This window comes from Pseudomonas sp. CCC3.1 (assembly GCF_034347405.1).
In the GTDB taxonomy this organism is placed as follows: Bacteria; Pseudomonadota; Gammaproteobacteria; order Pseudomonadales; family Pseudomonadaceae; genus Aquipseudomonas.
Window position 1 is genome coordinate 3,587,876 of sequence record NZ_CP133778.1, and the last position, 24,341, is coordinate 3,612,216.

Below are 24,341 nucleotides of genomic sequence, written 5' to 3' on the forward strand. Positions count from 1 at the left end.
AGGGTTTATCCTTTAAGACGTTTGTTGGCACGTGCACGCAACGCCAGGTAAGCCAGGCCACTGAGCAGCACCACGCCCAACCCGGTCAGTACCAGCACCCATAGCACATGACGCGACATCAGCCATTGCAGGTATTTGATGGTGCCCATGCTGCCGACGTAGTAGCTCTCATCCGCCACCAATGGCTCGATGGCTTTACCCCGCACCACCACCAGACTGCCCTGAATGGACTGGGTATAGTCATCACCACCAATCAAGGCATTGGTCACATCAGCCAGGCCTTCAGGTTGGCCGCTGGCGATCACGACCACACTGCGACCGCTCTTGAGCGGCGACTCAAAGCCCGTCAGGTAAGTGCTGCGAGCCCCTCCCGAGAACGCCATGGCCAGTTTGGTTTTACGCAGATTGGCTTCCGGGTCCGGGCTGAACCAGTCACGAACGCGCATTGGCAAATCGGACAAATGAAATTTCTGCTGACCATCTGCATCGTAGGCAGGCAGGCGGTCGGCCCACTGCGTCAGCAACGGCTGATTATTACCAGAACCGAATACCAGCAGGTCCTTGTCTGCGGCGCTTGCCACCTGAGCGGCCTCGATCACCTGCACACCGACTGCCGGGTAACCGGTGGACTGGCCAAAACGGCCAAGCACGGCCAAGAAGGCATCCAGCTCTGCGGTGCCGGGATGGTCCGGCAGTACCACGGCGGTTTCTGACAGGTCAGCCATACGGGTAAACGGGAAACCGGCGTCTTTGAACACGCCCAGGTTCGGCATCGCCATAAAGTGATCGTAGCCGGTCAAATCCAGGGTCGACTCAGGGTCGATTGAGCCGCGCATGTTATCGATGATGATGTCGCGGCATTCACCCTGTTTGATGTAGTCGAACATGTAACGCAGTTGCAGACGTGACTGCAGGGCCACCGAGTTCAGTGGCAGACGCACGTTGATTTCGCGCTCAAGATTGCCATTGTTGGCTTTCAAGGCACTGAGCACGCCGCTGTCGAGTTTGTCTTCGGACGGCAGACTCTGCGACTGAATCAGAGCGTCGTTGAAACTGACAATGAACGACGAGTTGTTGGATTTTTCTTGTGGCGTGTAGCGGTACTTGAGGTCCAGCGGGGCCCCGTCATCACGCCAGGTGAACAGATCCGGCGGGAAGTTCAGTGGCACGGTAATGTCGCCCGGGTTGTAGCCCGACACATTGAATTGCTGTGCAGGCAACAGCTCGCCGAGCTTGACCTTGCGATCAGTCGGCAACCAGTTCGGCGCGTCATAGGGCTTGCGCGGCTGCACGACAGTGAGGCTGTCAATGACCACATTGTTGCCCGACAACGCCTGACTACCCAACACCAGTGCCGTCGCGGCACGCTTGAGTTCAGCACTGTCACGGCCGCTGATCACCAACAGCTTGCCATTCGGGTCGTTAGGGTTAGTGATGATGTTCAAGGTCGGCCCCTTGGCCGCCGGCAACGTCACCCCCCCCACTTGCAGATCACCCGGGCCGCTCAGCAACACCACGGCATTACCCGCGGCAGGGATTTGGTTCACACTCGACGAAAACCGGGCCCCGCGATAGCTGGCCATGGCGCCGAACCAGGAAGACAGCGCACCGGCAGCCTCCAGCGTGACGTTATCGGGCGAGGTCGCAAACACGAACGGCAGGTTCAGTGGTCGCGCATCCCGACGATCAAAGAACGGCAACGGCAAAATCGACAGATCGTTCGGCAATGCCAAGGGCGCCACGTCGATATTCAAGCGGGTGTCATTGCTGATTTTGGCCCACAAGCTTGAGTGCTGCGGGTCTTCACAACTCATCGTGTAGTGCCCGATAAATTGCAGGCTCAAACGGTTGAATTCAGTGATGAGGTGCGCAGGAATATCAATCGTCTGCTGCTGAGGCTGCCCGGCCTTGTCTTTGGGCAATGGCAGGCTGGCGGCCACTTCATCGTTGACCAGCACGTTGATCTGCGACAGATCCGCCAGCAATGCAGGCGAATAAGCGTACTGCAAGTTCAACTTGGCACCCGTGACGATAGAGTCGGCACGCACGTTGAAGTTGACGCTGTCGGTCGAATCAACACCGCGCAAGGTCATGGGGTAATTACGCCCCAATTGCTTGAGGGTCACCGTGTAGCTGTTAGGAGTGGCTGCAGGAGCAGCAGGCGCAGAAGCAGTCTCGGCGAATGCAGTGCCGCCACTCAACGCCAGCCAGGCACATGTCAGGCCTGCCAGTGCACGACGTGAGTCGCGCAGATTACTGAAAGCGAAAGACTTTGAGTTCATCACTTGTCCATTACGTTTTCTAGAGTGGATGGGGCGACACGACGACGGTGCAGATGACTGCCCACTTCTATGGTCGTGGCTTTAAAAAGTGCACAGATACCGCGCCAGCCGATACGGGTGACCGCACGCAAGGCAGTCAACGGGGTATCGACCTGACCGTGTCCCCAGGTTGAAGCCCAGGTATCGGCACGCGAGAACGTGAGGCGTATCAAGTCGCTTTGCTGACGCAAGGTCAAATGATCGAACTGCACGCCCAGCAACGAGCCACGGCTGAAGGCGATGACAGCCGGAAAGACACTCGGCTGGTCATTACGGAACAAGGACAGTTGCACCCGTGCGCCCTGAGGCACGCTGACGCCTTCTGGCAAACGCAGGCCCATACCTTTTTGCGAGAAGTCTTGGGTCACGCCCCGAACCACGCGACCATCGGCAAGCGTCAGCAGCGCTGGCAACTCAGCCGCAACCCGGGGTTCCGAGCGTACCTGACGGGTTTCACTCGCTACCGCCACGGCGGCGCTGGTGATGATCAGGTTGTAGATGGTCCAGATCAGGTTGATCAGCAACGTGGTAACGGCGGAATCATCGCCTTGTGCAAGCCGTACGAAACCGAAAATCATCCCTGCCAGGTTGAGCACCAGCAGAATGATGTACGGACGGGCCAGCTTCCAGTCGAAGAAGGTCTCGTCGATGATGCCGCCCTTGTCCGTTACGTTGAAACCACCGAACTTGGGATTGACCAGCGCCATCAATACCGGGCCCATGATGTACCAGGCCAGTACTGTCTCGTAGACCTCGTTCCAGAACGAATGCCGGAAACGCCCCTGGATGCTGGAGTTGGTCAAACTGGCGTGAAAGATGTGCGGCAACGCGTAGGCCGTGATCATCAGCCCCGTCGCATGGAAGATTTGCGCATCAAAAAACAGGAATGCCAGCGGTGCGGTCAAGAACACCAAACGCGGCAATCCATAGAAGAAGTGCAACATGGCGTTGAGGTAGCACAAGCGCTGTCCCATGTTCAGGCCCCTGCCGAACAGCGGGTTATCGGTTCGGAAAATCTGCGCCATGCCCCGAGCCCAGCGAATCCGCTGGCTGATATGGCGCGACAAGCTCTCTGTCGCCAAACCTGCCGCCTGCGGGATCGCCAGATAGGCCGTGTTGTAACCCGCACGGTTGAGTTTCAGTGCGGTGTGGGCATCCTCGGTCACGGTTTCTACCGCAACGCCGCCCACTTCCAGCAAAGGCTTACGGCGCAGCACTGCGCAAGAACCGCAGAAGAAGGTCGCGTTCCACAGGTCGTTACCGTCTTGCACCAGGCCGTAAAACAACTCGCCTTCGTTCGGCACTGAACGGAAGGTATTGAGGTTTTTCTCGAACGGGTCCGGCGAAAAGAAGAAGTGCGGCGTTTGCAACATCGCAAGCTTGGGATCTTTCAAAAACCAGCCAATGCTCACTTGCAGAAACGAACGGGTCGGTACGTGGTCAGCGTCGAAAAAGGCCACGAATTCGCCGCTGGTGACCTTCAATGCTTCGTTGAGGTTACCGGCCTTGGCGTGGCGGTTGTTGTCACGTGTGATGTAGTTGACGCCGATCTGCTCGCAGAACTCGCGGAAGTCTTCGCGACGGCCATCGTCGAGTACATGGACGCGCAATTTGTCCTTGGGCCAGTCAATGGCCTGAGCGGCAAAAATCGTCAGTTTTACGATGTCGAGGGCTTCGTTGTAGGACGGGATAAACACGTCAACCACCGGCCATTCACTCGGCGGGCCCTTGAGCAGAACCGGTTGCCGGCGCAGCGGCCAGGCTGTTTGCAGGTAGCCGAATACCAGCACTATCAACGCGTAAATTTCTGCCAGCACCAAGCCGTAACCGAACGCCATGTCGACCCAGCTTTCGAACCCCAAAGTCGAGGTCAGCCGCCAGTACATGTAACGCAGCGAGGCAGTCAGCGAGAGGCCGATCATGATCAGCACGGTCAGACGCCCCGGGATCTTGCGCAGGATCATCGCCGCCGTGAAGCAGCCCAGCGCGAAGATGCACTGCGCGTACAACTCGAACGGCGCCATGATGATAAAAATCGCCAGCACGCTACACACCAGCGTGGTGCCAATAATCAGCGTGCGGCGTGCCGCATCCGGCCATTGATCGATGCGATCGGAAAACGCCTGAGCCAAACGCTGGATGCGAGTGGGCTCGGCGGCTGCTTCAGATTCCGGTGTTGTGTTTATCACTGGGCTTCAATCCCTTGAGCGCGCGAGGCTTCGAATCGGGCCTTGAGTTGTTCCCCCAGCAGCAACAGGTCCTCACACGCAGCTGAGGTTTGAGCCATGGCCAATGGGTTACGCCCATAAGCCAGTGCTTCACCCAGCGTGTTATCCAGAGAAACAACTGCCATCAATTGTTCCCCCAGACGTCGTTTGAGTACCTGGAGCATGTCGCGGGAAAACTCACGGCTGGCATCGAACTGATTGACCACATAATTGCAGTGCGAATACGCCGGACGCACATCAGTGGCCCCCAGCACGCGATCTATTTGATCCAGAGTGATGAAACTGGCGGCATCGGCGGTGGTGACCACAATCACTTCATCGGCTACATCCAGCGCCTGTTCCAGGAACTGCGTGGAGCCCGTCGGCGTGTCGATGATCACCACATCCTGCTCATCCAGATTCATGCGATCCAACTGACGCGCCAGCCAATGCCGGTCCTCCGTCATTTCGCTACCGAGAGAACGGCGCTCGTCGTCACTTAAAACGCCGTAAGGCAGCAACAGCGAATCATCAAAGCCGTGCTGCAACCTGTCGTTCCAGTTCTGCCCGGCCATATTGGCACTGCCGATACCCGACACGCTGTGCTCGACACCGAGGTGAAATTGCAACGCGTTTTGCGGATCAAGGTCGATGGCCAGCGTTCGACCGCCACCTATCCTCAAACTGCTGGCAAGCCCGGCACTCAGCGTGGTTTTGCCCACCCCGCCCTTGAGTGAGACCAACACCACGATATGCGCCTTACACTTCGCCGGACGCGCCTTGGCAGTTGCCTGACGCAATGCCTCTTCGCTCAAGACGTGCGCCTCGACCTGGCGGGCCTGGATCACTTCGGCGAGCAAGTTGCGCAGTTTGGCTGGAGCCGTTGCAGCAGCAACGTGCAGCGGCTGTTCTTCACAAGCCTCTGGTGCCGCCAGATTTTCGGGTACAGGAACAGCCGCCGGGATCTCTGCTGTGACAGGAGCGGCCACTACCGCTGGAGCCTCTGGGGTCTCTGGGGTCTCTGGGGTCTCCAGGACTTCAATGACCTCAGGAAGCTCTGCGATTGGCGCAGCGTGTGCAACTTCCGAGAGCGTTGAAGTGTCCACCTCTTGTAAAGCAGGTGAGAGCGACGAAGTTTGCGGGGCCGAAGGGATTTCTTGGGCTTGCGGCGTCAGTTCAACCTCTGGAACAACCAGAGGCGCTACAACCGGCACAGGCGCGGCCTCAACGACAACGTCAGGCACAGCCTCAACCACCGGTACAGCCACAACTTCAGGTTCAGGCATCGCTTGCGGCGTGACCGCTGCCTTTTCCAGTTCCAGCGCCTCTTGCTTCTCTTTGTAATCGAACTGACTTTCGAACTCGTGATAACTGTCCGAGCTAGCTCCGAACCTACTGAAAAGATTCGATATGTCGTCTGTACGATTCATAGAGAATTCCCGTGACGCTGACTTTTTATTAAGGGCATATGCCTCGCCACATTACGGACGTCAAAATAAGCTATCAAAATGACATCGTCAATATTTTGAATATGCCAGACATAAAATCTTTGTTCCAATTAAAAAAACCCATGTGCAGCGCCATATTTTTGACATATAAGGCTTTTTCTTAATTGACGCTACTGAGTCGTTTCAGCTCAGCCAACCCTGCCCGCCGAGCTGAAAGCCCCGATCTACAGGTCTCGCGGCAGAAGCTAGAGGATTATGCATAAAATCTAAAGGGTTTTCATGATCGTGATACATGTCGGCATTGAATTGACGGGCCCGCACTTCGCGATAATCGGCTGCACACAGCAATTCTCAGACCACAACCCCAAACAGAAGCTAAATACGCGCAACTAGAGTCATTTGAATATCACTGCCCCAACAACCAATAGAACAACACCGTCCAAAAGCTTTACATCGCACACAACATTAATATCGCCCTTAATATCTGACTCTAGCTGGTAATCACCAAACACCACTGTCCTACAGAATATTTCCTTTCGTTAGCCAATAAATCGCGACTTGGCCTACATAAAATCAAGCCATAAAAGCTTGACCTGCGACAAATTTGGCAGCTATTCCCGAGCTGCAACTCGCCACCCTAGTCAACTGGCATGAGTTTCGCGGTCTTTTCATCAGGCACAAAAAACCCGCCGAAGCGGGTTTTTGTCGGTCTTTGCATCACGCTAAGACTGCAAAGCAATTAAAGAATGAGCGGGTTGATATAACCCGATATAAAACGCCACAACCACTAAAGAGATAAAAATGAATTATCCGATCTGCATTGAATGAGGCGGCGAGGACAGCGCGACAGATTTGGACAGACCTATAGTGCAGCCGTCGAAATCGCCCACATCACGCCTGAAAAAATCGCAGAAAACAAAAAAGGGCCCACCTTTCGGTGAGCCCTTCTAGACCGCCCAGCAGAGCGGATTTTGTTTGGTAGGCGCGATTGGACTCGAACCAACGACCCCCACCATGTCAAGGTGGTGCTCTAACCAACTGAGCTACGTGCCTGCTGTGGGGTCGCATTCTATAGATTTGCAGAGGGGTGTCAACACCTTTTTTGCTGCTAACCCTATGAATAGTCGAATTATTTATTTGAGCCCTAAAAATACGCTGCTGGCGCTGGCTAGCGGGTGGATTTCAACTCAGGTAGCATCGGCTGCACTCGTAAAAAATATAAAACAGAGGTTCCAGAATGGCGAACACACCTTGTCCCCAGTCTTACTATGCCGCTTCGGCTAACACGACCCCGGAGCGCCCTGCCCTGCAGGATGAGGTTGAAACGGATGTCTGTGTCATCGGCGCTGGTTATACCGGGCTGTCGAGCGCTCTGTTTCTGCTGGAGAACGGTTTTAAAGTCACCGTTCTGGAAGCGGCCAAAGTCGGTTTTGGTGCCTCAGGGCGTAACGGCGGGCAAATCGTTAACAGTTATAGCCGCGACATTGATGTGATTGAACGCACTGTCGGCGCCAAGCAGGCACAACTGTTAGGCCAGATGGCGTTTGAAGGCGGCAAGATTATCCGCGAGCGTGTCGCCAAGTATCAGATCCAGTGTGATTTGAAAGACGGCGGCGTGTTTGCAGCGATCACCAGCAAGCAGATGGGCCATCTCGAAGCGCAGAAAAAGCTTTGGGAACGGTATGGCAATACTCAACTGGAGTTGCTGGACCAGCGCCGGATTCGTGAAGTGGTGGCTTGCGATCAATATCAGGGCGGGCTGCTGGACATGAGCGGCGGGCATATTCATCCGCTTAACCTGGCGCTGGGCGAAGCAGCAGCGGTCGAGTCGCTAGGCGGCACTATTTACGAACAGTCGCCAGCCGTGCGTATTGAGCGTGGCGCCAACCCGGTGGTGCATACGCCGCAAGGCAAGGTCAGGGCCAAGTTCATCATCGTTGCGGGCAACGCGTATCTGGGTAATCTGGTACCAGAACTCGCCTCCAAATCAATGCCGTGCGGCACGCAAGTCATCACCACTGAACCGCTGAGTGATGAGCTGGCCAAAGCATTGCTGCCGCAAGACTATTGCGTCGAGGACTGTAACTATTTGCTCGATTACTATCGTTTGTCCGGCGACAAGCGACTGATCTTCGGTGGCGGCGTGGTCTATGGCGCACGTGATCCGGCCAACATTGAAGCGATCATTCGCCCGAAAATGCTCAAGGCCTTCCCGCAACTCAAGGACGTGAAGATTGACTACGCGTGGACGGGCAACTTCCTGCTGACGCTGTCACGCTTGCCTCAGGTTGGGCGTATCGGCGACAACATTTATTACTCGCAGGGGTGCAGCGGCCACGGGGTAACGTATACCCATCTGGCGGGCAAGGTGCTGGCTGAGGCGCTGCGTGGGCAGGCTGAGCGCTTTGATGCGTTTGCTGATCTGCCGCACTATCCGTTCCCCGGCGGGCAGCTGCTGCGTACACCGCTGACTGCACTAGGCGCCTGGTATTACAGCCTGCGGGACAAGTTCGGGTTTTAAGGGGCTTATGCACCTACTTAAGCCGTGCCTGCTGCGATCTTGGGGTCGTTAAAGATCGCAGCCTGTTGCCCGGTTATTTCTGCGCGTTAAGTGCCTGAATGGCCTTGCTGCCTGCCTGCTCCTGTCCCGAGCGAGACAATTGGTTAGCGACTTTTAACCAGCGTGCCTTGTCGACATTGGCCGGCAATTGGTCCGGGGACAAGATCAACACTGCCCAGCTCCCCGCGTCTTTCCAGCGGGACTCGAATTTCTTGAAGTCCATAAGCCGCCGGCGCTCCATCCCCGCCCGCAATAACACGGTCTCTTTGGTACGGTCATAGCCCGCCAGCACGGCATAACGCGGTTCAGTCCAGACGGTGCCGTCCATGAAGCGAACCATCACCGGATGCCCCGCTGCAACCTGAGTCAATAACGCCGAAAGTGATGAGTCCAGCGGGTAGACCATAAGCCCGTACTGTCCGGCCAATTGCTCCATGTTGGCCTGCAGTGACGATTCGGCTTCAGGCAGTTTCAATGGCTTGGTCAAAAGGCCTGGAGTGATTCTGATGTGTTGCTCACCCAGCATGCTGGCCAATACTTGCGGACCGCTTTGATGGGCATTGCCACGAAAAAAGGGCACCCCATTAAGCTCGACTCGTTCTGGCAAACGGCGCATTTGAGTCTGATCAACACTGGCGCAGCCCACTACGGCCAAGGCCAGTGCGGCCATCAGCCACAGTCGCGCAGTTTTCAATACAGTCACTCCCTGCATACTCCCTCGCTTTGAATGAGCGCCAAACCTTGAGGTCCGACATGGACGTCGATCATAGGGCGCCAATAAGGCAAGGTATAGCCTTAAACCACAGCGAGGGCGCATCCATAGAGCCAATCAGTTGGTTAATCACGACCTTTGGTCAATAGACTGCAACACAGCTAACGCTAGACTGTGACCTGCAGAGTGTTTATGCCCGCCACGGGCAAAGGAGGCACTTATGAGCCCTACATTGACCATAATCCTGCTGATTACTGGCTGGCTAACCGTCGCCGGCGCCATGTTCTGGGGGCTGATGCGCATCAGCCGCCATCATCACCCGCAGGTAGAGCCAAAAAAGCAAGAAACACCCGACCAACCGGCAGCTACGACTGCCAGCGCCCACTAAAGTCCTTAGCAAAAAAAACCGTCCACCCTAGAAAGGATGGACGGTTTTCAGTGACAACCCGCGATTACTTCGTCAGCGACGCCTGACGTTTTTCCCGTACCCGCCGCGCCAGAATGTTCAGTGTTTCAACCGTGGCGGAGAACGCCATGGCCGCATACACATAACCTTTTGGCACATGGGCACCAAAGCCTTCAGCGATCAGGGTCATGCCAATCATGATCAGGAACGCCAGCGCCAACATCACCACGGTCGGGTTTTCATTGATGAACTTGGCCAGAGGCTCCGAAGCCAGCAGCATCACCAACACCGCCACCACGACAGCAATTACCATGATCGGCAAGTGCTCGGTCATACCGACCGCGGTAACAATGCTGTCGATGGAAAACACCAGGTCCAGCATCAAAATCTGCCCAATCGCAGCAGCAAAACCAATGGCCACTTTGGACGACACATCCTCAGCTTTGTCTTCTGCGTCCGGACTCATGCTGTGGTGAATTTCACTGGTGGCCTTCCAGACCAGGAACAGGCCACCGGCGATCAAAATCATGTCCTTCCAGGAGAAGGCCTGACCCAACACTTCAAACACGGGCGTGGTCAGTTGCACGATGTAGGCGATGGTGCTGAGCAAGCCCAAACGCAGAATCAGTGCCAGGCCAATACCGATGCGTCGTGCTTTGGTGCGAAATTGCGCCGGCAACTTGTTGGTCAAGATGGAAATAAAGATCAGGTTGTCTATCCCGAGCACAACTTCCATTACGATCAGCGTGGCCAAGGCGATCCAAGCTGTAGGGCTGGCAGCCAGTTCTAAAAGGTATTCCATAAGTACGTTCTGACTCTGCAGTAAGACAATTTAAATAGTATGCGATGAATCTTTGTTTTCTTGCGCTGGCTTTTCTTTCTCGATCAAGCGCCCCCCAGTGGCATCGTTAAGTGCCTGTTCGGCGGCTTTGTGCGTGTCATCGATCGCCTGCTTTGCCGTTTCAGCGGTTTTGCTGAGCATTTGCTGCGCCGCTTTTTCAGCCTGATCACAACCGCTCATCAGCAACAAGGCCGACGCCAGCAGCGCTACATACCCTGCGTTTTTAATGTTCATTGTGATTTACCCTTTTTAAAATCAGCAGCCAGCGAAGTGGCCAGCGAGTGACGCGAGATTTTAGAGAGTCAAACACTTCAGGAAAATTCGTTTTTATAAGCGCTATACTTCGATTTTTACGAAGTATTACAGACCTGATGCTTAATTACCGCCAACTCCATTATTTTTGGGTCGTTGCCAAAACCGGCAGTATCGTTCGTGCCTGCGAGCAATTGAACCTCACTGCGCAGACCATCAGCGGGCAAATCAGCCTGCTGGAAGAAACCTATGGCTTGCCGTTGTTTCGCCGGGTCGGGCGGCAATTGGAGCTGACTGAAACCGGGCGCCAGGTCTTGCCCTATGCCGAGCAGATCTTTCAGGTCGGCAGCGACCTGGAAAGCATGCTGCGCATGGCGCCCAAGGAGCAGCAGGTTTTATTCCGGGTCGGCGTTGCCGATGTGGTTCCCAAGTCGATTGTCTACCGCTTGATCGCCCCGACGATGGAACTGGAAAAGCCGATTCGTATCACCTGCCGCGAAGACAAGCTGGATCGGCTACTGGCAGATCTGGCCATTCAGCGCCTTGATCTGGTGATTTCCGACAGCCCAATGCCACCTCATCTCGACATTAAAGGCTTGAGCCAAAAACTGGGCGAATGCGGCATCAGTTTTTTTGCCACCTCAGCCTTGGCCCAAGGCTATGCAGAGAATTTCCCGCAGTGCCTGCAAAACGCGCCACTGCTGATCCCGGGGCCTGAAACGGTGATTCGCAGTCGCTTGCTGCGCTGGTTGGCAGAGCTGAAAATCCAGCCGCGCATTGTCGGCGAATTCGATGACAGCGCCTTGATGCAGGCCTTTGGTCAGTCGGGTATCGGGGTGTTTATTGCCCCCAGCGTGATTGCCCAGGAAGTCATGCGCCAATTCGACGTTGAACTGATCGGCCAGACCGAGGCCGTCACCGAGTCGTTTTACGCCATCACCGTGGAGCGCAAGAGCCGCCACCCCGGCATCATTGCGATCACCGAGGGAGCCCGACGCGAGCTGTTTAGCGACACCAGCGACTAGGCGCTGGCCACACGCGGCTTCATCGTCATCAACAGCAGCGCCAGCATGATCGACACCAGAATAAAACCGGCACCGGCAACCCCGAGGCTGCCCAAGCCGTAGGTGTCAATCACATGCCCACCGAACAGGGCCCCCAGGCCGATCCCCAAGTTGCCCCCGGCAATGTTCAGTGACGCCGCAAACGCCGGTGCGTGGGGCGCGGCCTTCATCAGCCGCACGTGACTGACCAAAAACAACGCGGCCTGTGTGATGCCCAACACGGCCATGGTCGCCGCCAGCCCCAGTGAGGAATGAATGCTGGGCATCAAGGCCAGCATCCCGCCAATCATAAAGGCGCAAAACACTATCGAGGCCATCAGCGGGTGCCGGTCCACCATGCGCCCGCCCAACGAATTGCCAATCAAGCCGACAGCACCAAAGCCCATCAGGCACCAGCCCACCAAGGTGCCGTCAAAACCCGCCAGGCGCTCAAGGATGTCAGCCAGGTAGGTGTAGGCGGTAAACATGCCGCTAAATACCAGCACGGACAGCACGATGTGGCCAATCATCAACGGGCTGCGCAGCAGGGCGAACTGTGAACGCAGTGTGATGCCGTCTTTGACGCCCTTGACCGCAGGCAAATACACCCACAGCAACAAGGCTTTGGCCAGCGCAACTGCGGCCAGAATCGCGAACGCACTGCGCCAGCCCCACGCATCGGAGATCAACGTACCGACAGGGATACCAAATACCGTCGCACAGACAATACCGAAGCCGATTTTCGCAATCGCACGCCCGGCATACTCCGGCCCTACGATGTCCACTGCTGTTTCGCTGGCCAACGCCCAAAACACTGGCAAGCCCAGCGCCGGCAGCAAGCGCGCAAAGGCCATCACCCAAATAGTCGGTGCCAAGGCGGCAACGGTATTGGCAAAGGCAAACATCAACAAAATGCAGATAAACAGGCGTTTGCGCTCAAAGCGCGCGAAGTAAGCCGTCAGGAACGGCCCCAGCGCTGCCACGGTGAAAGCAAACAAGGTGACCAGCAAGCCTGCCTGAGACACGCTGACCTCAAGATCGCGGGCAATCGCAGGCAGCAGGCCGACAATAATGAACTCCGTCGTCAGCACGGTGAAACCGGCCGCAGACAAGAGCAGGATGGGCAACAGCATGAATAACTCCAAAACGACGGCATCAGCGAAAGCCCAAAAGGCCCGCTGACGTGAAGAAAAGTAGGGATGCGCAATGGTAACAGAATGATTCACTACAAAGGCGGCTCGCCAAAACGTACGACGCGCCACCGTGTGACAGATTGCCCTGTTTAGGAAAGCGCCTACTTCTGTATGGTAAAGTCCGCCCCCCCGCGCTGGTCTTAGTCAGACAGACGTGTTCAGCACGCACGACTAAACTCGACCCTTCCACTCGGCTTTACTCATTACGTTTAAGTGCTCTCTTGGCTTAACCAGAGTCTTGAATGCGCCACCCACAACAACTAGAGACATTTTAATGACTGACGCTCCGCCTACTCTGCTGCAGAAGCTCAAACGCACCAGCCTGGTGACCCAGATTGTCATTGGCCTGATCGCCGGCATTTTACTGGCCTGGCTTTTCCCGGCTGCGGCACTTTCAGTGGCCTTTATCGGCAAAGTGTTCGTCAGCGCCTTGAAAGCCGTTGCGCCTATTCTGGTGTTTGTTTTGGTCATGGCTTCCATTGCCAACCATAAACATGGGCAAGAAACTCATATCCGCCCCATCCTGGTGCTGTATTTGTTCGGCACCTTTGCCGCCGCCGTCGTGGCGGTAATCGCCAGCATGCTGTTTCCGTCCAGCCTCGTATTGGCCACTGAAAATATCGCCGTGTCCGCGCCTGGCGGCATCAGTGAAGTCCTGCAAAGCCTGCTGCTGAGCGTGGTCGACAACCCGGTCAGCGCGCTGATGAACGCTAACTTTATTGGCATCCTGGCGTGGGCCATCGGCATCGGCATTGCCATTCGCCATGCAGGCGACACCACCCGCACCGTGCTCAGCGACTTATCGAACGGCGTGACCTTGATTGTGCGCGTGGTCATTCGCTTCGCTCCGTTGGGCATCTTCGGCCTGGTTGCCTCGACCCTGGCGACTTCGGGCTTCGGCGCCCTGCTGGGCTACCTGCACCTGCTCACGGTACTGATTGGCTGCATGCTGTTCGTCGCGCTGGTGGTCAACCCGTTGATCGTGTTCTGGAAGCTGCGTCGCAACCCGTATCCGCTGGTGTTTCTGTGCTTGCGTGAAAGCGGAATTACCGCGTTTTTCACCCGCAGCTCTGCGGCCAACATTCCGGTAAACATGGCGTTGAGCGAGCGTTTGGGCTTGCATGAAGACACGTACTCAGTGTCGATCCCGCTGGGTGCGACCATCAACATGGCGGGTGCTGCAATCACCATCACCGTTTTGAGCCTGGCAGCCGTTCACACACTAGGCATTCAGGTTGACCTGCCAACCGCTATTTTGCTCAGCGTGGTGGCAGCCGTGTGCGCCTGTGGCGCCTCGGGTGTAGCGGGCGGTTCGCTGCTGTTGATCCCGCTGGCGTGCAGCCTGTTCGGTATCCCGAGCGAAATTGCGATGCAAGTTGTGGCCGTCGGTTTCATCATCGGCATCCTGCAGGATTCGGCCGAAACCGCGCTCAACTCCTCTACCGACGTGCTGTTCACTGCTGCGGTCTGCCTGGCCCAGGAAGAGCAAACCACCCAACAAGGCTAAGCCTTGGCAGATTCAGGAGCGCCTGTACGGCGACTCCTGAAGCTGTAACCAGCCGCGCAGTCAGCGCGGACAGTCAAACCACCCGATCAGAACGCGCCCATGTAGTCGCGCTTGCCGATTTCAACGCCGTTGTGGCGCAGAATTGCGTAAGCGGTGGTCACGTGGAAGAAGAACTGTGGCAGACCGTAGGTCAGCAAGTAAGCCTGGCCAGTGAAGCGCTTTTCTTTCGGGGTGCCTTCGCGGGTGATGATTTCGATGCCTTCCTTGCCATCGATTTGCTCAGGCTTGAGCGCATCGAGATGTGCCAGAACCTTACTGATCAGCGCCTGCAAGTCAGCAAACGTAAGTTCGTTGTCTTCGTATTTTGGCACTTCGATTTCAGCCAGACGGCTCGAAACACCCTTGGCGAAATCAACAGCGATTTGTACCTGACGCACCAGTGGGAACATGTCCGGCGCCAAACGTGCTTGCAGGAACACACTAGGATCAATGCTCTTGGCAGTCGCATGGGCTTCGGCTTTGCTCAGCACACCGCTCAGGGCAGTGAGCATTTGCTTGAAAACAGGAACGGAAGCAGCGTACAGAGAGATAGTCATGAAAGTCTCGACAGTCTGTGGGCAGGAAGTTAATGCGCGCAGATTATAGTCATACGACGCACACGAAGCGGCTTGTCTTTTGACAACAGATGAACCTAGGCTAACTACCTTTACAACGCACAAGGAAAGCGTGATGAGCACTGAACACGATACCGACACCGGACCTCAGCTCAACAGCACCGAAATCCGCATCCTCGGTTCCTTGATCGAGAAACAAGCCACTAATCCTGAAACCTATCCGCTGACCCTTAATGCACTGGTGCTGGCCTGCAATCAGAAGACCAGCCGCGAGCCGGTCATGAACCTCACCCAAGGTCAAGTCGGCCAAAGCCTGCGTGCCCTTGAAGGCCGTGGCTTTACCCGTCTGGTCATGGGCAGTCGCGCTGATCGCTGGGAACACAAGGTCGACAAGGCACTGGAATTGGTACCTGCGCAGGTCGTGCTGCTGGGATTATTGTTTCTGCGTGGCCCGCAAACCTTGAGCGAACTACTGACCCGCAGCAGCCGCATGCATGACTTTGAAGACACCGAACAAGTCCAGCATCAGCTCGAACGTCTGATAGCCCGCGATTTGGCGCTGCTAATACCGCGTCAGTCCGGCCAGCGCGAAGATCGCTACACCCACGCGCTGGGCGACCCGGCAGACATCGATTCAATCATGGCGGCCCGCCAGCACCCCAGCGAACGCAGTAACGCGTCCGGGGTGTCGCTGGAGCGCTTTGAAGCGCTGGAGGCACGCATCGCAGCCCTCGAAGCCCGCCTGGCGGAACTCGAATAAAACGCCTGGCAGGGCGAGTTGCCTCGCCCTGCTCTTTACTCAACTGCGCGCAAACGCCACTGCGGCCTCGAACTGCTCAGGGGTCGGGCGGACCCCGGTGTACAACACAAATTGCTCAAGCGCCTGAATCGCAATGACTTCAAGGCCTGTAATCACCCGCTTGCCTTGTGCGCGGCCACGAATAATCAGCGGGGTTTCGACCGGAATCGCCACCACATCGAAAAGAATCTCGGCGTGATCAATCGCCGCTTCTGAAAACGCCAGATCATGTGCCTCTGCCCCGCCCGCCATGCCCACCGGCGTTACGTTGATCAGCATTTGCGGCCTGTACTGCCCCAGCTCTGCTTGCCATTCATAGCCACAATTTTTAGCCAGCGCCGAGCCCGTCACCTCATTGCGCGCCACGATCAGGCCGTTACGATAACCGCCGTCGCGCAAGGCCGATGCAACCGCCTTGGCCATGCCGCCACTGCCAAGCACGGCAAACGTAGTGTCCAGGGCCACCTCGTGTTTGCGCAGCAATTGCGCAATGGCGATGTAATCGGTGTTGTAAGCCTTGAGGTGGCCATCGGTGTTGACGATGGTGTTGATCGACGCAATAGCCTGCGCTGAAGCGTCCAGCTCATCGACCAGCGCAATGCAGTCTTCTTTAAAGGGCATCGACACCCCGCAACCGCGAATCCCCAGGGCCCGAATACCGGTCACCGCACCTTTAAGGTCCTTGCTGGTGAAGGCTTTGTAGTAAAAATTCAGACCCAGTTGCTCGTACAGATGATTATGAAAACGCAGTCCGAAATTTCCGGGTCTGCCTGACAGCGAGATACACAGCCGGGTGTCTTTGTTCGGATTCATTTGCATACTCATCTCCTCGCAATGTGCTTTCGGATAAACGGCTCAAGCCGCCAAGGTAGTTTTGCCGGATCATAGCCTGATCGGGCTCGCTGAAACGTGTCAGCGACCGCAGACCTTACACAAACTTTACCGAAACACTTTGCAATTTTTTTGAAAATGACTGTCTTAGTGTTATCCCCGCTATTTATGTGGCCTGGTGCAGGCCAAGTCGTGGGGTTGAAATCAGAGGATCCTCATGATGCTTACCTTCCCCAAAGTTGCTTTGCTTATCGGCGCCCTGGCAGTCGCTGGCCAGGCATCCGCCCATGGTGGCGGTTGGGGTGCTGGCCCGGCGATATTAGGCGCTGTGGTCGGTGCTACGGTTGTTGGTTCGATAGTCGCCAGCCAACAGCGCCCGGTTTACGTCCAGCAGCCCGTTTATGTGCAGCCACAACCGGTTTATGTACAAGCACCGCCGGTGTACTACCAGCCGCAGCCGGTGTACGTACAAACACAAACCGTTTATGAACCTGCCTATTACGGCCGGCCACACCCGGTGTATTACGGCCCACCACGCGGTTATTACGGCCCACCGCGCTGGTAATCCCCCCCTGGTGCACCGGCAGGCTTGTACAGCTGCCGGCAGGTCTGATTATTAAAGGTTGCGAATGTCACGGCCAATACACAGTATTGACTCAAACTACGGCATCACCCATGCGCGAACATTTGATGCTCTTACCGTAACCATTTGCACTTTATAAAAATAAGGACGACCTGTATGCCGACACAAAACCCGCACCACACTGCAGGACTGTGCACGTCGAGCAAGGTTTACAACACGCTGACCGAACTCAAGCAGCTCGAAGGTCACCGCACGGCAAAGCTCGTTTCACTCTTGACCCAACACCTCGTCAATCAGGGTTTGTTGAGCGACCAGGACGTCATGCACATGCTCGATCAAGTCGTCGATTAAGCCATTGCACACATAACCTCATCAGCATCAATGGCGACTATCACGCGTAATGATTTTTTGCGCTGCAGCTCAGGCCGTAAGGTAGCCACATTATTTGCAGGAGGTTCCTATGGCCAAGGTCCATATCATGTCGGTTATCGGCAGCGCAGTCCCCGCACCGCTTCGCGCGGACGGCCTGTTGGCGTGCTGGTATGTGGTCAGCGACGGCGTCCCCGTCAGCGGCCCTTTTACTTCACGCGCCGCCGCCCAACTCAAAGCCACGCGCGAAACAGATAAAACAACGCCACACTTAACACGACACTGAGCAACACATTGCGGGTCCAGAGCATCAACCCTATCGCGCACAACCCCGCCAGCAGGTAGGGGTTGGCCAGGCTCAAATCGAGCGTGTGATCCTTGATAAAAATGATCGGCCCGCAAATCGCAGTCAGCATGCCCGGCACCGCAAACCCCAGAAACTCCCTGACCCCGCGATTCAAGCGAATCGGCAAGCGCGGCTCCAGAAACAGGTAGCGGTTGAAAAACAGAATCAGCGTCATCCCGCCAATAATCAGCCATATCATCATGCGAAATACGCTCCCACTCGCTTGCCAAGATACCCGGCCGCCATGCCCGCCAGCCCGGCCAGGACAATCGCCGACTCCCACTGCCAATAACTGAACAGCACCACGCTCAACAACGAAACTGCAACACAGATGACCGTTGGCACGTCGCGCACAATCGGCGTGATCAGAGCAATAAACGTCGCAGCAATCGAAAACTCCAGCCCCAGTTGATCCAGCCCCGGAATACTCTTGCCGACAATCACGCCCAGGCAAGTGAACAGGTTCCAGCCCACATACATGCACAGGCCAACGCCCAGCGCGTACCAGCGGTTGAACGTCTGGCGATCGAATGGGCTCACCAGCGCAAAAAACTCATCGGTGAGCAAAAAGCCAAGCCCCATGCGCCACTTCGGCTCCATGGGCGATACCAGTGGTCGCAGATGCATCGCATAGAGCAAGTGTTGCGAGGTGAGCAGTAAGGTCGTCAGCAAAATGGACAGCGCACTGGCGCCACCCTTGATCATCCCAATGGCCACTAACTGGGCCGCACCGGCGAACACAAACAGCGACAGGCCCTGACTTTGCATCGGGGTCAACTGAGCATCAATTGCTGTCGATCCGGCCAGCAGCCCCCAGGGCGCGCACGCCAACGTCAATGGCAGGCAAGCAATCGCGCCGCGCATGAAAGCGACGCGAGGAAGCGAAGTAGACATCAAAAAACATCCCGGCAGTTAACAGTGACAAAGAGTCGCAACTTGAACGTGAAATGTCTTGAACGATCTTGCTCTTCGCCCGGTCGCAACCATTAGCCGCCCTTGTTGAGCGACTCGCCGGGTTTGACGCAGCACCGAACGTGGTCTTTAGTCAGCCCCACAATTCATTCGTTTAAGCCCATTCACAGCCAACACGAGGAACGACCATGAAAGACCTGAAATCCGCCAAGGAAAGCAGAAAGGCCGATCTGCGGACACCTTCGGCGCTGAGCGAAGAAGCTTGCATCAACATTGCTGCAGAAGTGAATGCACTGCTGGCAGACACCTTTGCCATTTACATCAAAACCAAGAATTTCCACTGGCACATGTCCGGCCCGCACTTTCGTGATTTCCACCTGCTGCTGGACGAACAATCCGATCAGATTTTTGCCACCACCGACGCCATTGCCGAACGCGTGCGCAAGCTGGGGCGCACCACCATTCGCTCGATAGGCCACATCAAGAAGCTACAGCGCCTGCTGGACAACGATGCTGACTTTGTGACCCCGGCAGACATGCTGGCCGAGCTGCGCGAAGACAACATCCAGCTGGCTGCCTACATGCGCACCACCCACGACATGTGCTCTGAACTGGGCGACGTAGCGACCGCCAGCCTGCTGGAAAACTGGATCGACGAGGCCGAACGCCGCGTCTGGTTCCTGTTTGAGTCCTCGCGCACCCAATAAACCAAGCACTCTTTAGCCGCTACCGCAGGCTTCGATGGCGAGCGCAGCGGCTACCGAATGATGAATTTTGTTTCACCCTCATTACAGACGGCGACTTGTATATTGGCCCCGCTCATTCAATGAACCCTTTGCCCGCACTCTCCCCCGCGGGCTTTTTTTCGTCCATCAAACGCCTTGCTTGAACACCAGGGCTTTCAAACCGCACTCAGCATCAGCGTCCGGAAACTCCGGCGGGTTATCCAGTCGCTGCTCAAAACGCAGGCTCGGAGCATCCTGGGTCATGCCATCAATCAGAAAATCCGAACCCTGCGCCGGGTCATTCATGCAGGCCAGTACCGTGCCGTTCTCACTGAGCAGCTCTGGCAAGCGGCGCACCACACGCTGGTAGTCCTTGGTCAGCAAAAAGCTGCCCTTCTGGAAGGAAGGCGGATCGATGATGACCATGTCGTAAGGCCCCATGCTCTTGACCTTGCCCCACGACTTGAACAACTCATGCCCGAGAAAACTCACCTTACTCATGTCATGCCCGTTCAGCCGGTGGTTATCGCGGCCGCGGCTCAACGCCGCCCGTGACATGTCGAGGTTGACCACGTGCTGCGCACCGCCCTCAATGGCGGCGACCGAAAAACCGCAGGTGTAGGCAAACAGATTCAATACCCGCTTGCCCTCGGCATGGCCCCGCACCCAGTCGCGGCCGTAGCGCATGTCGAGGAACAGGCCGTTGTTCTGCTTGCGGCCCAAGTCCACCCGATAGCGCAACCCACCCTCGGTGAGGGTCCACTCATCGATCACCTCACCGACCAGCCACTCGGTATCACTTTGCAACGTATAGCGATGTTGCAGCGCCAGGGTGTGAGCTCCACTGGCTTGCCACACGGGCGACTGCGCGAGATTGAGCAGCAACTGCTTCAGCGCATCAAGCTGCGCGGGCTCAGGCTCTTTGAATAACGAAACCAGGACCACGCCCTGCAGCCAGTCCACCGTTAACTGCTCAAGACCGGGCCAGCAGCGGCCGCGCCCATGGAAAATACGCCGGGTTTCACTGGGCGCAGTCTCCAGGGCCGTTAATAAGTGCAGATGCAGGGTCGTTAAGGCTTCAGGGGTCATCGGGCTGGCCGGTCAATTTCAAGGGCCGGCATTTTACACAATTGCCGGGGCGCACCTAACCAACACGTAACAGCGGCCTGACTGATACAGAGCAATCCACTTACGAAGCGCACTTGCAACGCCACGAAATTATCGTTTTACAATCATTTATTATCGAATTACGATGCGATCACTGCGTGGATCTACCCGGAAGAACTGCGCAGTGTCCGGACACTTAAATCGATGACTACAACTCAAAAGGATTGTTCGATGAAAACAGATCTCTTGGCCAATCGCAGCCGGGTCCTGGCAACAGCCACATTGGTATTGGTCGTCAGCATGCTGCTGACCAATATCGCCTACTGGATTTTCCCTGCCGCCATCGGCATGTACGTGGGCAGCTTTAGCTTGAGCGCTCTGACCGAAACATTGCAGGCAGACATCCTTCTCATGCCTTGGTGGCAGGCGGCGGGCGGAATCGTTCTGTCCAGCATCCCCTTGCTGATACTGGCTAGAGGCTTGCTGGCATTGCGCAGCTTGTTCCTGGCCTACAGCAAAGGAGAATACTTCTCTGCCGAGTCTGCCGAACTGCTGGGCAAAGTCGGCAAAAGCGTGACGTTATGGGTACTGGCCAGCCTGTTGCTGACACCGGTCATGAGTGTCTGGCTCACGTTTACCCGCCCTGTTGGCGAACGCTTGTTTACGCTGAGCTTTGATCCGTCACATATTGTTGCCTTATTTCTCTCCGCCTCTCTTATGATCATCGCCCGCAGCTTGTACAACGCCTGCTCGTTGGCACGAGAGAATCAGCAGTTTGTTTAAGAGGGCAAGATGCCGATAGATATAAAGCTGGACGTCATGCTGGCCACACGCAAGGTCAAGTCCAAAGACCTCGCGCAAATGATCGGGATTACTGAGCAAAACCTTTCACTGCTCAAGCAAGGAAAGGTCAAAGGTATAAGGCTCGCGACTCTGGAAGCCATTTGCATCGCACTGGATTGCCAGCCAGGGGACTTGCTGCACTATCGACCAGAGTCATAAAACCGCTCTTGCCACCCCCACTCAACTGCCATTGCGCCCGTGAGATAGACACCTCACGGGCGCTTTGCGCTGCACAGTGCATTCAGCCCCCAACCCTCAAGTCTGTTCAGCCAGCGAACAGCATTGCGCTGCTAGGCTCGTGCGATGCACGCTTCATTGGCAGAGGAACCCGCAGAGCCCACGTCTGCAAGGTTAAAAACCGCTCATCACCTATAGCGCGAAATATCTCTGCTAAACCCCTGCTAAATCAGGCATTTTTGACGTTATTAATCCATACTCAAAAAATGTAACGTTATATGTATACGAACGGCTACAGCCCAGAATTCCCTAACCACCATTGAGTCAATCTGCGTGAAAATTCATCTTTCGATTTTGAGCCTATTTTTAGTTCTCACAGGCACAGCCGCTCCCTCAATCGCCGCAGCGACTGAAAGCACTTCGTCCCCACGGGACAGCTCCAAATTGCACATTGCCTCGGGCAGTGCCCTGTTGATCGACCTGCAAACCAATAAAGTCATTTACGCCAGCAACCCGGACGTGATCGTACCTATCGCCTCGGTTTCCAAGCTGATGACCGCGATGGTGGTGCTGGACGCCAAGCAATCGATGGACGAGTACATCTCGGTCAATATCAGCGACACCCCGGAAATGAAAGGCGTGTTTTCACGCGTGAAACTGGGCAGTGAACTGTCGCGCCACGAAATGATGCTGATCACCCTCATGTCATCGGAAAACCGCGCAGCGGCCAGCCTGGCGCACCACTACCCGGGCGGCTATGTAAAGTTTATTGCGGCGATGAATGCCAAGGCCAAGAGCTTGGGCATGATGAATACGCATTATGTTGAGCCGACCGGCCTGTCGCCTCGCAACGTCTCTACCGCACGCGACTTGAGCAAGCTGCTGGCCGCCGCACGCCACTACCCCATGCTCAGCCAGTTGAGCACCACCAAAGAAAAATCCGTTACATTCCGCAAACCCAACTACACACTGGGCTTCCATAACACCGACCACTTGATCAACAAAGATAAATGGGACATCAAGATCACCAAAACCGGCTTCACCAATCAGGCCGGCCACTGCCTGGTACTGGTGACCGAAATGGGCAATCGCCCTGTATCGCTGGTCATTCTTGATGCGTTCGGCAAGTACACCCACTTTGCCGATGCAGGACGGATTCGCAACTGGGTTGAAACCGGCAAGACCGGTAGCGTGCCTGACGTAGCCCTGCGCTATAAAGCGGACAAAAACCTGCAACACCGCCAGGGCAATGTGGCTCAGGCCGCAAAGTAATCCTCGTGGACCAGGCCCGGCATCCCGGGCCTGGCTTAGCGTATCTCAGGTGTTTGTTCAGGCCTGCGCATGGCCCGGTCAGCAGCGCGACGCTGGCCTGCAATCGGGAAGTGCTGTATTGGCTGCTATTGGGCCCTGAGCGCAGCAACACTGCACAATAACAGGCGAAAAAAAGCAGGCACTTGCCCCGGGGAGAGAGTCGGAAGCAAATGCCTGCGTGCTGCTCGTTAACGCTTGGGTGCAGGCCTAGGCGTTTTTTTGATGGTTTCGACGGTGGTTTCTTTCGGACGACGTTTGGCCTCATCCAACGGAATAAACAGACCTGTTTCTGAATCACGTGCGCGCTTGTTCTTCATCTTAAGTTCCAGTGAGAGACCCTCCAATGAGGTCGGTCCCAGCAGACTAGTCGACGTCAGGCACCTTTTCGGGCCTCAGAAACACGTGCTTGCAGATCAGTTGAAGCCCTCTCTCCCGCTAGGCTCTGTACGAAATGTTTTCGAGCGAAGGTTAGGCAAGGCAAAAACAGGCGAGGAAGCGGAGTTTACTAGTTGTAAATGAGCATTCCGAGCCTGTTTTCAACGCGGCATAACCGAGCGCAGATACATTTCGTACAGAGCCTAACAAGAACCCCGCCTAAAAGACGGGGTTCTTGACTAGCACAGGCTCAGATCAGTTTTGCAGAGCAGGCTGTTGATCCCCATTGATCGGGATACGTTTGGCTTTTGCTTCTTCTGGCACCACCCGCTGCAGGTCGATGCTCAGCAAGCCATTGCTCAAGTTCGCGCCTTTGATCTCGATATGATCGTCGAGACGGAAGGACAGCTTAAATGCCCGTTGCGCGATCCCCTGATGCAAATAGGTCACGCCTGATGCACTTCTCTCAGTGCTGCTCTCGGTGTTGTCACCGAAGGTTTCACGCTTGCTGCCACTGACGCTCAACACACCTTTTTCTACTTGCAGGTCCAGATCTTCCTGAGTGAAACCTGCCGTCGCGATCACGATGCGATAACTGTCTTCACCGTGCTTTTCGACGTTGTAAGGTGGATAGCTGCTGCCTGGCTCATTGCGCAGCGCGGTTTCAAACAAATCACTAAAACGGTCAAAGCCGACAGAATTACGGAACAGTGGCGCCATGGAAAATGCGTTGCTCATAATTTAGCCTCCTGATTTCAGCGAGATTTTGTCTCCGCGACCCGGTTTCGGCATCGCTTAACCCCTAAATAGGGACCGGCATAACCATTTCAAGGGGGTTTTTTGAATTTTTTTCAGACGC

Annotated in this window: 26 protein-coding genes and 1 tRNA gene; 12 read left to right on the forward strand and 15 right to left on the reverse strand. The window is 55.9% G+C overall.

Features of this window, described 5'->3' with window-relative positions; genetic code table 11:
• Positions 1 to 5: 5 nt before the first annotated feature.
• The 4 genes from bcsB to RHM56_RS15770 all read right to left on the reverse strand — a co-directional run bounded on the left by bcsB (position 6) and on the right by RHM56_RS15770 (position 7,029).
• The gene (gene bcsB / locus RHM56_RS15755) at positions 6 to 2,282 is read right to left on the reverse strand and encodes a cellulose biosynthesis cyclic di-GMP-binding regulatory protein BcsB (RefSeq protein WP_322233675.1); all 2,277 of its coding nucleotides are present in this window, start codon (positions 2,280 to 2,282) and stop codon (positions 6 to 8) included.
• Positions 2,282 to 4,510 (reverse strand): UDP-forming cellulose synthase catalytic subunit, encoded by a 2,229-nt coding sequence (gene bcsA / locus RHM56_RS15760; protein ID WP_416194860.1) that lies wholly within the window; start codon positions 4,508 to 4,510, stop codon positions 2,282 to 2,284. Before bcsA ends, bcsB begins: the two co-directional genes overlap by 1 nt.
• Complete coding sequence (gene bcsQ / locus RHM56_RS15765) at positions 4,507 to 5,958, reverse strand: cellulose biosynthesis protein BcsQ (RefSeq protein WP_322233677.1); 1,452 nt, start codon at positions 5,956 to 5,958, stop codon at positions 4,507 to 4,509. The genes bcsA and bcsQ overlap by 4 nt, the downstream gene beginning before the upstream one ends.
• A 994-nt stretch (positions 5,959 to 6,952) precedes the next feature.
• Positions 6,953 to 7,029, reverse strand: a tRNA-Val gene (locus RHM56_RS15770).
• A 184-nt stretch (positions 7,030 to 7,213) separates the two neighbouring features.
• On the opposite strand from RHM56_RS15770, the gene RHM56_RS15775 reads away from it, so the two are divergent.
• A complete protein-coding gene (locus tag RHM56_RS15775; RefSeq protein WP_322233680.1) occupies positions 7,214 to 8,497 on the forward strand; it encodes an FAD-binding oxidoreductase in 1,284 nt (427 codons plus the stop codon).
• Between the two features lie 73 nt (positions 8,498 to 8,570).
• Here RHM56_RS15775 and RHM56_RS15780 read toward each other — a convergent pair whose 3' ends face one another.
• Positions 8,571 to 9,248, reverse strand: a complete 678-nt coding sequence (locus RHM56_RS15780) for a peptidase C39 family protein (RefSeq protein WP_322233682.1) — start codon at positions 9,246 to 9,248, stop codon at positions 8,571 to 8,573.
• A gap of 220 nt (positions 9,249 to 9,468) precedes the next feature.
• Between RHM56_RS15780 and RHM56_RS15785 the strand changes: the two genes are divergently transcribed.
• Positions 9,469 to 9,636 (forward strand): hypothetical protein, encoded by a 168-nt coding sequence (locus RHM56_RS15785; RefSeq protein ID WP_322233684.1) that lies wholly within the window; start codon positions 9,469 to 9,471, stop codon positions 9,634 to 9,636.
• A gap of 64 nt (positions 9,637 to 9,700) precedes the next feature.
• On the opposite strand, the gene RHM56_RS15790 is transcribed toward RHM56_RS15785, so the two are convergent.
• Together RHM56_RS15790 and RHM56_RS15795 are read right to left on the reverse strand one after the other, a co-directional pair.
• Entirely contained in the window at positions 9,701 to 10,456 is a 756-nt protein-coding gene (locus RHM56_RS15790; protein WP_322233686.1) for a TerC family protein, read from the reverse strand.
• A gap of 30 nt (positions 10,457 to 10,486) precedes the next feature.
• Positions 10,487 to 10,729, reverse strand: a complete 243-nt coding sequence (locus RHM56_RS15795) for a hypothetical protein (protein WP_322233689.1) — start codon at positions 10,727 to 10,729, stop codon at positions 10,487 to 10,489.
• Between the two features lie 137 nt (positions 10,730 to 10,866).
• Between RHM56_RS15795 and nhaR the strand changes: the two genes are divergently transcribed.
• Positions 10,867 to 11,772, forward strand: a complete 906-nt coding sequence (gene nhaR, locus RHM56_RS15800) for a transcriptional activator NhaR (RefSeq protein ID WP_322233692.1) — start codon at positions 10,867 to 10,869, stop codon at positions 11,770 to 11,772.
• Here nhaR and RHM56_RS15805 read toward each other — a convergent pair.
• On the reverse strand, positions 11,769 to 12,923 hold the full coding sequence (locus RHM56_RS15805) for an MFS transporter (protein WP_322233694.1): 1,155 nt from the start codon (positions 12,921 to 12,923) through the stop codon (positions 11,769 to 11,771). The genes nhaR and RHM56_RS15805 overlap by 4 nt on opposite strands.
• 334 nt (positions 12,924 to 13,257) lie before the next feature.
• On the opposite strand from RHM56_RS15805, the gene sstT reads away from it, so the two are divergent.
• Positions 13,258 to 14,490, forward strand: a complete 1,233-nt coding sequence (gene sstT, locus RHM56_RS15810) for a serine/threonine transporter SstT (RefSeq protein WP_322233697.1) — start codon at positions 13,258 to 13,260, stop codon at positions 14,488 to 14,490.
• 86 nt (positions 14,491 to 14,576) lie between these two features.
• Here the strand turns inward: sstT and RHM56_RS15815 are convergent, their stop codons facing one another.
• A complete protein-coding gene (locus tag RHM56_RS15815; protein ID WP_322233700.1) occupies positions 14,577 to 15,086 on the reverse strand; it encodes a DUF1993 domain-containing protein in 510 nt (169 codons plus the stop codon).
• 133 nt (positions 15,087 to 15,219) lie between these two features.
• On the opposite strand from RHM56_RS15815, the gene RHM56_RS15820 reads away from it, so the two are divergent.
• Positions 15,220 to 15,864: a YceH family protein gene (locus RHM56_RS15820; RefSeq protein ID WP_322233703.1), complete on the forward strand. Its 645-nt coding sequence runs from the start codon at positions 15,220 to 15,222 to the stop codon at positions 15,862 to 15,864.
• Between the two features lie 39 nt (positions 15,865 to 15,903).
• Here the strand turns inward: RHM56_RS15820 and RHM56_RS15825 are convergent, their stop codons facing one another.
• Positions 15,904 to 16,722: a shikimate 5-dehydrogenase gene (locus RHM56_RS15825; RefSeq protein ID WP_322233705.1), complete on the reverse strand. Its 819-nt coding sequence runs from the start codon at positions 16,720 to 16,722 to the stop codon at positions 15,904 to 15,906.
• Between the two features lie 229 nt (positions 16,723 to 16,951).
• Here RHM56_RS15825 and RHM56_RS15830 point away from each other — a divergent pair, with 229 nt between their 5' ends.
• The 3 genes from RHM56_RS15830 (at position 16,952) to RHM56_RS15840 (ending at position 17,972) form a co-directional block, all read left to right on the forward strand.
• Positions 16,952 to 17,299, forward strand: a complete 348-nt coding sequence (locus tag RHM56_RS15830) for a hypothetical protein (RefSeq protein ID WP_322233708.1) — start codon at positions 16,952 to 16,954, stop codon at positions 17,297 to 17,299.
• A gap of 174 nt (positions 17,300 to 17,473) precedes the next feature.
• Positions 17,474 to 17,668: a hypothetical protein gene (locus tag RHM56_RS15835; RefSeq protein WP_322233710.1), complete on the forward strand. Its 195-nt coding sequence runs from the start codon at positions 17,474 to 17,476 to the stop codon at positions 17,666 to 17,668.
• A gap of 109 nt (positions 17,669 to 17,777) precedes the next feature.
• Positions 17,778 to 17,972 carry a hypothetical protein gene (locus tag RHM56_RS15840; protein ID WP_322233713.1) on the forward strand — a complete coding sequence of 65 codons (195 nt, stop codon included), beginning with the start codon at positions 17,778 to 17,780 and terminating at the stop codon, positions 17,970 to 17,972.
• Here RHM56_RS15840 and RHM56_RS15845 read toward each other — a convergent pair.
• Entirely contained in the window at positions 17,920 to 18,231 is a 312-nt protein-coding gene (locus RHM56_RS15845; RefSeq protein ID WP_322241794.1) for an AzlD domain-containing protein, read from the reverse strand. The genes RHM56_RS15840 and RHM56_RS15845 overlap by 53 nt on opposite strands.
• Positions 18,231 to 18,926, reverse strand: coding sequence for an AzlC family ABC transporter permease (locus tag RHM56_RS15850; protein WP_322233716.1), 696 nt, complete (start codon positions 18,924 to 18,926; stop codon positions 18,231 to 18,233). Before RHM56_RS15850 ends, RHM56_RS15845 begins: the two co-directional genes overlap by 1 nt.
• A 206-nt stretch (positions 18,927 to 19,132) precedes the next feature.
• On the opposite strand from RHM56_RS15850, the gene RHM56_RS15855 reads away from it, so the two are divergent.
• The gene (locus RHM56_RS15855; RefSeq protein WP_322233719.1) at positions 19,133 to 19,651 is read left to right on the forward strand and encodes a DNA starvation/stationary phase protection protein; all 519 of its coding nucleotides are present in this window, start codon (positions 19,133 to 19,135) and stop codon (positions 19,649 to 19,651) included.
• A gap of 165 nt (positions 19,652 to 19,816) precedes the next feature.
• Here the strand turns inward: RHM56_RS15855 and RHM56_RS15860 are convergent, their stop codons facing one another.
• Positions 19,817 to 20,758, reverse strand: coding sequence for a class I SAM-dependent methyltransferase (locus RHM56_RS15860; protein ID WP_322233721.1), 942 nt, complete (start codon positions 20,756 to 20,758; stop codon positions 19,817 to 19,819).
• Between the two features lie 249 nt (positions 20,759 to 21,007).
• Here RHM56_RS15860 and RHM56_RS15865 point away from each other — a divergent pair, with 249 nt between their 5' ends.
• The 3 genes from RHM56_RS15865 to pbpG all read left to right on the forward strand — a co-directional run bounded on the left by RHM56_RS15865 (position 21,008) and on the right by pbpG (position 23,068).
• Positions 21,008 to 21,559, forward strand: coding sequence for a DUF2975 domain-containing protein (locus RHM56_RS15865; protein ID WP_322233724.1), 552 nt, complete (start codon positions 21,008 to 21,010; stop codon positions 21,557 to 21,559).
• A 9-nt stretch (positions 21,560 to 21,568) separates the two neighbouring features.
• Positions 21,569 to 21,778 (forward strand): helix-turn-helix transcriptional regulator, encoded by a 210-nt coding sequence (locus tag RHM56_RS15870; protein WP_322233726.1) that lies wholly within the window; start codon positions 21,569 to 21,571, stop codon positions 21,776 to 21,778.
• A gap of 351 nt (positions 21,779 to 22,129) precedes the next feature.
• The gene (gene pbpG / locus RHM56_RS15875) at positions 22,130 to 23,068 is read left to right on the forward strand and encodes a D-alanyl-D-alanine endopeptidase (RefSeq protein ID WP_322233728.1); all 939 of its coding nucleotides are present in this window, start codon (positions 22,130 to 22,132) and stop codon (positions 23,066 to 23,068) included.
• Positions 23,069 to 23,295: 227 nt separating this feature from the next.
• On the opposite strand, the gene RHM56_RS15880 is transcribed toward pbpG, so the two are convergent.
• Together RHM56_RS15880 and RHM56_RS15885 are read right to left on the reverse strand one after the other, a co-directional pair.
• Positions 23,296 to 23,424 carry a hypothetical protein gene (locus tag RHM56_RS15880; RefSeq protein ID WP_322233731.1) on the reverse strand — a complete coding sequence of 43 codons (129 nt, stop codon included), beginning with the start codon at positions 23,422 to 23,424 and terminating at the stop codon, positions 23,296 to 23,298.
• Positions 23,425 to 23,737: 313 nt separating this feature from the next.
• Positions 23,738 to 24,220 carry an Hsp20 family protein gene (locus RHM56_RS15885; RefSeq protein ID WP_322233733.1) on the reverse strand — a complete coding sequence of 161 codons (483 nt, stop codon included), beginning with the start codon at positions 24,218 to 24,220 and terminating at the stop codon, positions 23,738 to 23,740.
• Between the last annotated feature and the right edge of the window lie 121 nt (positions 24,221 to 24,341).